Here is an 11,773-nt window from a genome sequence, read left to right as displayed (position 1 = left end):
TCAGATGACCATCGACTTTGTGGTGGCCACCCCGCATGACGCGGTGGAATTCAACGACGTCTACCGCAACACCACCGCGAGTGCCGGATACATCGCCTGCAACAACATCTACAACCGGGTGGTTCTCAACGAGTGGTTCGAGATCAACCCGTTCCCGGACCTGGCCACGCACTGGGAGCAGTTGGACGGGTCGCGCCGGTGGCGCTTCCACCTCAACCAGGCGGCCCGCTGGCAGGACGGCACGCCGCTGACCGCGCACGACGTCGTCTACACCCACCTGCACGCGATGAAGATGGGATACACCGGCGGTCGGTTCCTGAAGGACGTGGAGACGATCGTCGCGGTGGACGACCACACCGTCGACTACCACCTGCACACGCCCAACGCCGGATTCCTCGTCCTGCTGGGGAACTTCATCTTCACCCACATCCTGCCCCGGCACCTGTACGAGGGAACGGACTGGGCGACGAACCCGCACAACCTGAAGCCGGTCGGCTCCGGCCCGTTCCGGCTGGCGGAATGGATACCGGGCGAGCACGTCGTCATGGAGGCGGTGAAGAATCACTGGGGGCCGCAGCCGGAGATCGACCGACTGATCCTGAAGATCGTCCCGGACCGGGACGAGTGTGTCCGGATGGTGGCCCGCGGTGAGGCTCACTTCTTCCCCCAGGACACCCTGACCAAGGACCGGCTGCACCTGCTCGACGGCGCCACGGCGGACATCGAGCTGCTGCGTGATCCGGGGCCGGGAATGGCGCTGCTGGACTTCAACCACGGCCGGGAGTTCTGGCGGGACCAGCGGGTCCGGGAGGCGGTCGCCCTCGCCGTGGACCGGAAGGAGATCGCCGAACTCGGCGACCCGGGAGTTTCGCAGGCGTGGGACCACTACCTGCTGGGTTCGGTGGAGTGGGCGTTCAACCCGGATGCCAAGGCGCCGGGCCATGACGTGGAACGGGCGCGTGCGTTGCTCGACGAGGCCGGCGTGACGGCCGACGCCTCGGGCGTACGGGCCCGGCTCTCCATGTTCTACATGGACAGCTTCCACGGGCACAAACCACTGGCGGAGATGATCACGCGTCAGCTGGGCGCGATCGGCCTCGACGTCACCTTCGAGGGACTCTCGTCCGTGGACTGGGCGCGCCGGGTCACCGGCGCCCACGACTTCGACCTGATCATCGTCGGCGGATCGATGGCGCCCGACCCGGAGATCACCGCACCGAAGTACACCAGCGGCGGCCAGGGCAACATGGCCCAGCACCACAACCCTGACGTCGATGCCGCCTACCTCGCCGCACGCACGGCGGGCAGCCTGGCCGAACGCGGCGCGCACTACCGGCGCCTGCAGGAGATCTGGGCCAGGGACACCGAGTGGGTGCCGCTGTTCTGGTACGGCACGTACTTCGCCCGCAGCAGCAAGTTCTACGGCTGGTCCGACCAACTCGGCTACTCCGTGCCCTGGTGGCACTGGGGCCGCATCCGCGCGGTCTGAACCCGCGGTAACCACAGGCAGATCTCCCCGAGGAAAGGAGGCGCGGAGACATGATTCGGTTGATCCTTCGACGGCTGGCAAGCGCCGTCCTGGTCTTGCTGCTCGCTTCCATCGTGATCTTCACAGTGATCTCGGTCTCGGGAGATCCGCTGGCCGAGCTCCGGGACCGGCAACCGCCGGTCCCGGAGTCGGTGATCGCCGCCGAGGAAGCGCGGTTGGGACTGAACCGGCCGCTACCGCTGCGCTATCTGACCTGGCTCGGCGGGGTGCTCACCGGCGACTTCGGTCCGTCGACGATCGCCACCCGCGACATCGGGGCCGAGCTGGGCACCCGGGTCGGGGTCACCCTGCGCCTGGTCGTGTTGGCCATCGTGCTGGCGCTCGTGCTTTCCCTGATCGCCGGCACGGTGTCCGCGCTTCACCAGCGTCGCTGGCCGGACCTGTTGATGACCCCGGCCGCGTTCGTGCTCCTCGCGCTGCCGTCGTTCTGGCTGGCAGTGCTGTTGAAGCAGTGGGGGATCGGGCTGAACGACCTGACCGGCTACCAGATCTTCTACACGGTGGGGGAGGCGTCGGTGCCCCGACCAGAGGGCATACTGCCCCTGGCCGGGGATATCGCCGGGCACCTGGTCCTGCCGACGATCGTGCTGGCCCTGGTGCACTTCGCGACCTGGAGCCGCTACCAACGCGCGGCGGTGGCCGAGGGACTGGCCGGGGACCACGTCCGGTTCGCCGTGCTCAAGGGGCTGTCCCGCCGGCGCATCGTCAGGTCGTACGTGGTCCGCCCCGCGCTCATCCCGATCGTGACCATCGTCGCGCTGGACCTTCCGGTCGTCTTCTCCGGCGCGGTGATCACCGAGACGGTCTTCCAGTGGCGCGGCATGGGCGGGTTCCTGCTCGAGTCGATCGCGCTGCGCGACACGAACGCCGTACTCGCGTGGTTGCTCATCGCCGCGACCGCCGTGGTCGTCTTCAACCTTTTCGCCGACATCCTGTACGGCCTCGTGGATCCGCGGGTGCGTTATGCCAAATCCTGAGCTGACAAAAGATCTGGCGATCGAACCCGGCACGCCGGAGCGTGAACCCGGGACGTCGAGGCTGGCCGTCACCGCCCGCCGGTTTCTCCGGCACCGGGTGGGCATGGTCGCCCTGGGCGTGCTCGTCGTCGTCATCCTCGCGGCCGTCATCGTCCCGCCGCTCTGGCCGTACAACTACACCGACATCACGTCCGAGCTGTCGCAGGCACCGTCACCACAACACCCGATGGGTACGGACACCCTGGGCCGTGACCTGTTCGCGCTGGTGCTCCGCGGCATGCAGCAGTCGCTCCTGATCGCCTTCTCGGTCACCATCGTCGCCTGCATCATCGGCGTGGTCCTGGGCGTGACGGCCGGGTACTTCGGCAGCCTCGTCGACGCCACCGTGATGCGCGCCGTCGATCTCGTGCTCACGCTGCCCACCCTCGCCCTGGCCGCGTTCCTGGGATCGCTGGTCGCCGGCCGGGGAGTCTCCTGGCTCGGCCTCGCGCTGGTCCTCGGGGCGCTCATGTGGACCTCGGTCGCCCGCCTGGTCCGCGGCGTGGTGCTGAGTCTGCGCGAGCAGGCATTCGTGGACGCGGCGCGGGTGATGGGGGCGAGCCCGGCCCGGATCATGTTCCGGCACCTCGTGCCTAACGTTTCGGACCACATCGTGGTAGCCGGCACGCTGATGTTCGGCGTGGCGATTCTCGCCGAGAGCAGCCTGTCCTTCCTCGGGTTCGGGGTGCAGCCACCGGACACCTCGCTGGGCCTGCTGGTGGCAAACGCGCAATCGGCGGTGCTGACCCGGCCGTGGCTGTTCTACTTCCCGGGTTTCCTGATCATCACCATCGTGCTGGCGGTCAACTACGTCGGGGAGGGGCTTCGGGACGCCTTCAACCCGAAGTCCTCGCCCACCAACCCACTGGCGACACCTCGCTCAACCGTCAGCCGTCGCCGCCGCCGGGAGTTGCCCGTGCGGGAGGTGGCGGGGGAGGCACTGCTGAAGGTGTCCGACCTGTCCGTGCGGTTCGGTGCGCAGGTGGCGGTGGACTCGATCAGCCTGGAGATCCAGCCGGGCGAGGTGGTCGCCCTCGTCGGCGAGTCGGGGTCAGGAAAGTCCTTGACCGGACTGTCGCTGGTGGGGCTGCTGCCCAGCAACGCGACGGGCACCGGGTCGGTCGTCTTCGACGGCGACGAACTCACCGGCCTGAGCTTCGAGCAGTGGCGGACGTACCGGGGGCGGAGGATAGCGATGATCCTGCAAGATCCGTCCACCACCCTCAACCCGGTGCTCACCATCGGCGCCCAGTTCGAGGACTCGATGAAGCTGGCCGGCGCCGTCAGCCGCGACGAAGCCCGGCGGCGGGCGGTCGAACTCATGGAGAGCGTGGCCATCAAGGATGCGGAGGCCCGCCTCGACCAGCATCCCCATCAGCTCTCCGGCGGCATGCGCCAGCGGATCGCCATCGCCCTGGCGATGGTCCACGACCCGGATCTCATCATCGCCGACGAACCAACCACCGCCCTGGACGTCACGGTGCAGGCCCAGGTGATGGCCACCCTCGCGGTGGCTCGGGAGCGTACCGGTGCGGCCATGCTCTTCATCACCCACGATCTGGCCCTCGTCGCCGGTATCGCCGATCGCGTCGCCGTCATGTACCAGGGCGAGATCGTCGAAGAACGGGACGTCTTCGACATATTCGACGACCCTCGATCGGACTACACGCGGAAGTTGCTGTCGTTGGCCCCACGGCTCACAGGCAAGGCGGTGGAGGGGAAATGAGTGCGGAGACACGCCCCGGCGAGGCCGCCGAGCTGTTGCGGGTCATGGAGCTGGTGAAGCACTTCCGAGCGCCGCGCGCCGCCCGTCGCAGTGGACAGTCCACCGTGCACGCCCTCTGCTCGGTGTCATTCTCGGTCGGCCCGGCGGAGACCCTCGGCATCGTCGGCGAGTCAGGTTCGGGTAAGACCACACTGCTACGAACCATCCTCGGACTACAGCGGCCGACCGCGGGTCGGGTGCTGTTCCTCGGCGAGGATGTCTCCCAGCTCAAGGGCGCGAGCGCCCGCGCGTCGCAGCGTGAGCTGTCGGTCGTGTTCCAGGACCCGTACACGTCGTTGGATCCGCGGATGACGGTGGCGGACATCCTCGCCGAGCCGGCGCAGATCCATGGCCTGCCGGCGACCAGCCGGCAGGCGCTGGCCCTCCTTGACCAGGTGCGGCTGCCGGCGGCCAGCCTGCGGAAGTTTCCGCACGAGTTCTCCGGTGGTCAGCGCCAACGCATCGCGATCGCCCGCGCGCTGGCCCTGAACCCGAAGCTGATCGTGCTGGACGAGCCGGTGTCCGCACTCGACGTTTCGGTCCAGGCGGCGATCCTGGGCCTGCTGAAGGAGTTGCAGCGGGAGCGGCAGGTCTCCTACCTCTTCGTGGCGCACGACCTTGCCGTCGTCGCGGAGATCGCCCAGCGGGTCGGCGTGATGTATGGCGGGCAGATGGTCGAGTTGGGCGCGACCGAGCAGGTGATCGGCGAGCCGAGGCACCCGTACACCCGGGAACTCCTCGCGGCCGTGCCGGTGCCCGACCCGCGGATCGAACGAGCCAAGCCCCGAATGCTGCAGCGCCGGTGGCCGACGGAATCCGACGGGCTGCCGCCCTGCCCGCACGGCGACCTTCATTAGCGACCGCCGAATGGCCAGCTACTTGTCGAACTGCACAGAAACGGAGAGACGCGCCTATGTCTGTCGATTTCGTCGTGGCGACGCCGCATGACGCGGTGGAGTTCAACGATGTGTACCGGAACGTGACGGGTAGCGCCGGCTATCTGGCCTGCAACAACATCTACAACCGGGTCGTGCTGAACGAATGGTACGAGACCAACCCGTTTCCCGACCTGGCCACGCACTGGGAACAGTTGGACGGGTCGCGCCGGTGGCGCTTCCACCTCAACCAGGCGGCCCGTTGGCAGGACGGCACGCCGCTGACCGCGCACGACGTCGTCTACACCCATCTGCACGCCAAGGAGATGGGCTATCAGGGCGCGATGTTCCTGACGGATGTGGAGACCATCGTCGCGGTCAACGACCACACCGTCGACTACCATTTGCACACCCCGAACGCCGGGTTCCTCGTCCTGCTCGGCAATTTCATCTTCGCGCACATCCTGCCCCGGCACCTGTACGAGGGAACGGACTGGGCGACGAACCTGCACAACCTGAAGCCGGTCGGCTCCGGCCCGTTCCGCCTCGCGGAATGGGTCCCCGGCGAGCACATCATCATGGAGGCGGTGAAGAACCACTGGGGCCCGCGACCGCAGATCGACCGGCTGATCCTGAAGATCGTGCCGGACCGGGACGAGTGCGTCCGGATGGTCGCCCGCGGTGAGGCCCACATCGTTCCCCAGGACACCCTCACCCGCGACCGGTTGGGCCTGGTGGAAGGGGTGCCGGGGGTCGAGATCCTCAAGCGCGAGGGTCCGGGCATGGCGCTGCTGGACTTCAACCACGGCCGCGAGTTGTGGCAGGACCGGCGGGTGCGCGAGGCGATCGCGTACGCGGTGAACCGGGAGGAGATCGCCGACCTGGGCGATCCGGGGGTCTCCCAGGCATGGGACCACTACCTGCTTGGATCCTCGTGGGCCTTCAACCCGGACGCCAAGGCGCCCGGTCATGACCCGCAACGGGCACGCGCCCTGCTCGACGATGCCGGTGTCACCGCGGACCGGTCGGGAGTGCGGGCCAGGCTGTCGATGTTCTACATGGACATGTTCCACGGCCACAGGCCACTGGCCGAGCTGGTTGCGCGCCAACTGGGCGAGGTCGGGTTCGAGGTGACCTTCGCCGGCCTGTCGTCGGTGGACTGGTCCCGCCAGGTACGCAAGCAACACGACTTCGACTTGATCATCGTCGGCGGGTCGATGGCGCCGGATCCGGAGATCACGGCGACCAAGTACTCCTCCGGCGGGCGGAACAACATGGGCCTGCACCGGAATGCCGACGTGGACGACGCCTACGTCGCCGCGCGGACCGCCGCGACGAGGAACGAGCGCCGCGAGCACTACCGGCACCTGCAGGCGGTGTGGGCCAGGGACACCGAGTGGGTGCCGCTGTTCTGGTACGGCACCTACTACCCGCGTAGCGAGAAGTTCTTCGGCTGGGCCGACCAGATCGGGTTCTCCGTACCCTGGTGGCACTGGGGACGCATCAGGCCGGTCTCCTGACCGATGACGACGTCCGGGTGGGCGTCGAGCAGCTCGGTGACGTACTTGTCGTAGGTGCGCAGGTGCCCGGCTGTGCCCGCTGACGCTGATCGACGAACAGCCGACGCGCCGCCCGACCTCAGGTCGGGCGGCGCGTCGGGGTTGAGACGCTCCAGCGTCGTACCGGCGGTCAGAAGCTGCTGACCAGCTTCACGAATGCCTCGTCGATCTTGGCAGGGTCGGTGGCGTCGAACGCCTTGCCCGACGACGCCTTGGCGATCCGGTCCAGCGTGCCGAAGTCCGATTCCCGGTCGAAGGCGATGCAGAAGACCTTGACCGGGCGCCGCGGATCCAGGGCGACATCGGCGAGCAACCGGGCCAGGTCGTTGTCCCGACCGTACTCGTTCTTGCCGTCGGTCAGCACCACGACCGCGTTGATCCGTTCCGGGTCGTACCGGTCGAGCAGGTGCCCGTGGGCGGCCCGGACCGTCGCGTACAGCGCGGTGCCCCCCTCGACGTGCAGGCCAGCGATTCGGCGAGTGATCCGCTGCTGGTCGAAGTCACCGAGCCGGACCTCCTCCCGGTACGGGCCGTCGGGCCGCTTCGACGTCTCCGAGGAGAACGACCAGAGCCCGACCCGGTCCTCCGCGTTGAGCAGCGCGAGCCCCTTGGCCGCCGCCGCCGAGGCGACCTGGAAACGGGTACGGTCGCCGACTGCCGCCTGCATCGACCCGGAGGTGTCCAGCGCGATCAGGATGTTGGCCTTCTTGCGCAGCGTGCTCCAGCCGTCCAACATCGCGTTGACCACGGCCGGATCCGGCGGCTCGAAGTAGGTCAGCCCGCCGGTGGGCTCGGCGCCGACGCTGGCGAGCAGTTCCGCCGGGGCCCGGCGTTCGTGGTCCCGGAAGCCGAGCCGGGCGAAGCTCCTCTGCTGGGCGTCCTCGGTCAGGAAGGCCAGGAAGTCGGCTGCCGCCACGCGTTGCCGTTCGTCGGCGGAGGGGAGCACCACGAACGGGTGGTCCAGGTTGAAGGTGCCCTCCTTCGGGTGGACGGCGACCAGCGGGACGTTCGGCCGCTGGCCCCGCTCCTGGCCGTCGTGCGTCGGGCTCAGTTTCCCCTCGTTGTAGAGGTGGACCAGTTCCTCCTGCATGACGATCGCGCTCATGTCGTCCGTGCTCCCGCCCCCGCCGGCCAGGTCGGCCTCGGCGAGGTCCCGCAGCAGGTCCACCACGTCGTCGCTGTAGTGCGACACGTTGGCCTCGATCCGCCGGACGAACTGGGTCACCTTCGGGTCCACCAGGTCCGACCGGGTCAGGTCGCTGGACCGCTGTGCGGCGGCGTAGTAGGTGGCGATGGTCGCCGCCAGCCCCGACGTGGAGAGGTTCGGGCTGTCCTTGCCGAAGGTGAAGCGGCCCCACTCCGGCTTACCGAAGCTGGCCCACCCCTCCCGCCCGGAGAGGCCGAGGATGTCCCCCCAGCCCAGCGCCCCGCGCTGGCGTACCAGTTCGCCCTTCGGCTGTCGCATCGCGATCACGAGGGGACTGTTGGCGATCGACGGGTATCGGTCCGGGGTCTGCGGCGCTCGCCCGGCGGCCTGGTCGAACAACCGGAGCTGACCGGTCCACAGGCTCGACGTCGGCAACCAGACCTGCGGCTCGGGCAGGTGGACGCCGCTCCAGCCGGCGCCCAGCGCCTCGGCGGCCTTGCCCGAGTTCAGGGCACTCACGTGCACCTGGGCGCAGCCGCCGCCGTCGAGCGACCGGTCACTGCCGTTGTACCGCTCGGCCAACTCGACCAGCAGCGCCGCCTTCTCCGTCGAGGAGTTGACCTCGAGCTTGGTGGTGCACTCGGCGCGGGGCCGGTCGGTGCCTGCGTCCCGCTGCCGGACCAGCACGAACGCCCCGACGATGACCAGCATCCCGATGGTGATGGCAGCGGTGTACGGCAACCACGGTCGTGTGTGGGGCGGGGCTGGGGCCATCGGAAATGTCCTCCTCGACGGGTTGACGGATAGCAGTCAACCTATCGGTCCAGCGCCACCGGGACGGCTCCGGACCCGGTCCTCAGGAGCGGTCGGCGGGGCCGCCGCCGAGGGCCGTCGCGACCAGCAGCCGGACCAGGTAGACCACGGCGAAGGTGGCCGTCCCGACCGCTGCGGCCACGCCCACCGTGCTCGACGCGACGTAGCCGGCGGCCGCGCCCCCCGAGCCGAGGACGATCGCAGTCGACACACCCCAGGCGTCGACGGACTCACGGCGCAGCCGCTGCCCCCAACCCTCTCCTGGGCGGGACGACGCGGCGGGTGTATCCGACGTCGATGCCGGACGCTGGTCCGGCGGTGTCGGTCGGGTTTGCCTCGGCGCCACACGTGTCGGCTGGGGTTGCGGCGTCGCCGACGTGGGCAGCGGCTCGTTCGTCGTCGGCGCGCCGGCGGTGTCGTTACCCATCTGGAGCAGGTTCTCCTGGCGGACCCGACCGCTGACCCGGACGTCCTGCCCGAGCAGCCGGATCAGCACCTGCTCGGCCGCCGGCCGGTCCGCTGGCTCCTTGGCCAGGCACTCCCGGATCAGTTCCTCCAGGCCCGAGGGGAGCGGCGGCAGCTCGGGCGGGTCGTTCAGGACCCGGTGCATGACCGCGAAGAGCGAGTCGTTGCCGAACGGCGGCCGGCCACACGCGGCAAAGGCGATCGTGGCGGCCCAGGCGAAGACGTCGCAGGGCGGGGCGACCGGGTCGTTGCGGAATCGCTCCGGGGCCATGTACGCGGTCGTCCCCATCACCCGGCTGGTCACCGTCTCGGTGACCCCGAGTGCGCGGGCGATGCCAAAGTCGATCACCCGGGGGCCGTCCCGGCCGAGCACCACGTTGTCCGGCTTCAGGTCGCAGTGCACGACGTCGGAACGGTGGATCGCGGCGAGCGCGGTGGCAGTGCCGACGGCGAGCCGGTGCAGCGCGTTGCCACTGACCGTCCCGTGTTCGCGGACGTGCCGGTGAAGGGTCGGTCCCTCGATGAACTCGCTGACCACGTAGGGCGGTTCGCCGTCCACCTCGGCGAAGAGCACCTGCGCCGTGCAGAACGGCGCGACCCGGCGTGCCGCGGCGATCTCCTTCGTGAACTGCGACCGGGCCCGGGGGTCGCGCAGGTCGATGTTGATCATCTTGACCGCGACGCGGTGGCCCTGGTCGTCCTCGCCGAGGTAGACCACTCCCTGCCCGCCCGCGCCCAGACGACCGACCAGCCGGTAGGGGCCGGCGGTGACCGGGTCGTGCGTCCACAGTGGGGTCAGCCCCGGCACCTGTGCGCCGGCCAGTCCTGTCATCCCGACTCCATCAACGTCGTGTCCCGACCACCCGGCGGCGGAGGACATTGAGTATCGTGCCATGCCGGCGCGGCACAGCCGAGGCTGTCGTCCGGGCAGCGCGGCGGACCTCGCTGACGCGTTCCGCCTACTCGGCCTACCTCCGTCGGCCCGGTCCAAAGCTCGACCTGCTGGCGACTGCGGTGGAGGCACACGGTGGGCGGGTAGTGGGGCGGCACGTCCAGCGGCGGGGTGTCTCGCACGGCGGCGCGGCCAAGATGACCGAGCCGTTCTCGCGGGAGCGTGCGAGTTCGGATGGCGAACCGGGGTCGGTGGCCCCTGCGGTCACGATCGGTGGTCAGCCGGCGGGCTGACAGGTCGATCGGGACCGTAACCTCCAGCCATTTGGAACCCGGTGGCTCAGCCCGCCTGGATTGACACCGTCAGGTCGGTGAAGGACGCGGGACCGGCCCCGCCGGCGGTGTACGCGAGGAACGAGGCGCCCTTGGCCAGTCCGACCGCGAAACGCGGACCGGTCTCCGCGGTCGTGCCGGTCGTCGCGGTGGACCGCCCGGCGTCGGCGAGGTCGAGGGCGGCGTCGCGCAGCGCGTACGGGCCGAACACATCGGTCGACGGCGGTGCCGCCGCGCGGTCGTGCGGGACGGCGGGCGTGCTCGTCGCGCCCTTCGTGACCTGCCACCGGCCGGGATCATAGCTGTCGCCGTCGGTGAGGTAGCTCCACCGGACACCGCTGATCGACCAGTGCCCGCCGACCGTGCCGACCTGGGCCGAGCGCAGGTCGAGGACCGACACCCCGTTCGTGCCGACGACCCGCGCGGTCTCGCTCGCCGTGCCCGCCCCGGTGACCACCAGGGCGGTGTTCTCACCCACCCCGTACACCCGGTCGTGCCCGGTGTCGGCGGCGAGCCGGAGCGACCGCCCGTTGCGGCCGCGCGCGTCGAAGTGGGTGTCGACGAGGCCGGAGGTGAAGAGGTTGAAGCCACCGGCGGGCCAGTAGCCGAGGATCTCGTCGGTGTCGTAGTAGCCGGTGTGTGCCCCGTCGCGGACCCCGTAGTAGCTCGACCCGCCGGTGATCATGTCGGGGCCGGCGAAGATCTGCATGCCGGCGCTGGTGCCCGCGACCGGCGCGCCGGCCTGGAAGCGTTGCCGGATCGCGGCGAGCACCGCACCGTCGGAGCCGTCGGCGTGGATCATCGACTGCACGTAGCGGAACTGGTCGCCACCGGCGAAGAAGAACCCGGTCATCGACGCGGCCAGCGCGGCGTTCGCCGCGTCGTCGCCGCTGCCGTTCTTCTTGACGCTCACCGGGATCCAGGTGGCCTCCGCCGCCCCGTACCGCTCGAGGACCTTGCCCACCTGGTTGGCAGCCCAGTGCGGCGACGCCGACGACGCGCTCAACACGCCGATCCGCGCTCCGGAGCCACCGGCCTGCCGGACGAACGCCCCGTAGACGGCGCTGTTGTCGTCGGCGAGAGCGCCGCCGATCAGCATGACCGCCCCCGGTCCGCTCGCCGATCCCGCGAGATCGGCGGACGCGGCTCTGCCGGGCAGGGCCGCCGCGGCCACGGTGATGATCAGGGCGGTGAGCAGTGGCAGGAACTTGGGCCGGGTCATGGCAACCGACGCTAGACAGCCGCCGGACAGGCGTCAAGGAACGTCGATTCCTGTTCCGCGACGCCCACCTGCCACCCAGCGGGAGCTGCCGTTGGCGGGGGTGCGGTTGGGGCCTCTCGGTAGCGCTTCGGTCCGCGT

At 69.6% G+C, this 11,773-nt stretch carries 8 protein-coding genes; 5 read left to right on the top strand and 3 right to left on the bottom strand.

The genetic code is table 11. The annotated features are described in order from the left end of the window. Positions 1–4 precede the first annotated feature (4 nt). The 5 genes from ACZ6Q9_RS01790 to ACZ6Q9_RS01770 are packed head-to-tail and all read left to right on the top strand — an operon-like array spanning position 5 to position 6,725. Positions 5–1,489, top strand: coding sequence for an ABC transporter substrate-binding protein (locus ACZ6Q9_RS01790; protein WP_363706738.1), 1,485 nt, complete (start codon positions 5–7; stop codon positions 1,487–1,489). 50 nt (positions 1,490–1,539) lie between these two features. Continuing rightward, entirely contained in the window at positions 1,540–2,526 is a 987-nt protein-coding gene (locus ACZ6Q9_RS01785) for an ABC transporter permease (protein WP_396826828.1), read from the top strand. Continuing rightward, positions 2,513–4,291: a dipeptide/oligopeptide/nickel ABC transporter permease/ATP-binding protein gene (locus ACZ6Q9_RS01780; RefSeq protein ID WP_396826830.1), complete on the top strand. Its 1,779-nt coding sequence runs from the start codon at positions 2,513–2,515 to the stop codon at positions 4,289–4,291. Before ACZ6Q9_RS01785 ends, ACZ6Q9_RS01780 begins: the two co-directional genes overlap by 14 nt. Continuing rightward, entirely contained in the window at positions 4,288–5,187 is a 900-nt protein-coding gene (locus ACZ6Q9_RS01775) for an ATP-binding cassette domain-containing protein (protein ID WP_393454035.1), read from the top strand. The genes ACZ6Q9_RS01780 and ACZ6Q9_RS01775 overlap by 4 nt, the downstream gene beginning before the upstream one ends. 56 nt (positions 5,188–5,243) lie before the next feature. Beyond that, positions 5,244–6,725, top strand: a complete 1,482-nt coding sequence (locus ACZ6Q9_RS01770) for an ABC transporter substrate-binding protein (RefSeq protein WP_393454038.1) — start codon at positions 5,244–5,246, stop codon at positions 6,723–6,725. 169 nt (positions 6,726–6,894) lie between these two features. Here ACZ6Q9_RS01770 and ACZ6Q9_RS01765 read toward each other — a convergent pair whose 3' ends face one another. From ACZ6Q9_RS01765 to ACZ6Q9_RS01755, 3 genes are all read right to left on the bottom strand, one after another. After that, positions 6,895–8,652: a vWA domain-containing protein gene (locus ACZ6Q9_RS01765; RefSeq protein WP_396826832.1), complete on the bottom strand. Its 1,758-nt coding sequence runs from the start codon at positions 8,650–8,652 to the stop codon at positions 6,895–6,897. A gap of 115 nt (positions 8,653–8,767) precedes the next feature. Next, positions 8,768–10,021, bottom strand: coding sequence for a protein kinase domain-containing protein (locus ACZ6Q9_RS01760; RefSeq protein WP_393454044.1), 1,254 nt, complete (start codon positions 10,019–10,021; stop codon positions 8,768–8,770). A 399-nt stretch (positions 10,022–10,420) separates the two neighbouring features. Then, positions 10,421–11,635: a cyanophycinase gene (locus ACZ6Q9_RS01755; protein WP_393454047.1), complete on the bottom strand. Its 1,215-nt coding sequence runs from the start codon at positions 11,633–11,635 to the stop codon at positions 10,421–10,423. Between the last annotated feature and the right edge of the window lie 138 nt (positions 11,636–11,773).

The organism is Micromonospora sp. NPDC049139 (genome assembly GCF_055586845.1).
The sequence above is the reverse complement of the archived record's forward strand: the minus strand, read 5'-3'. Positions and strand labels throughout refer to the sequence as shown.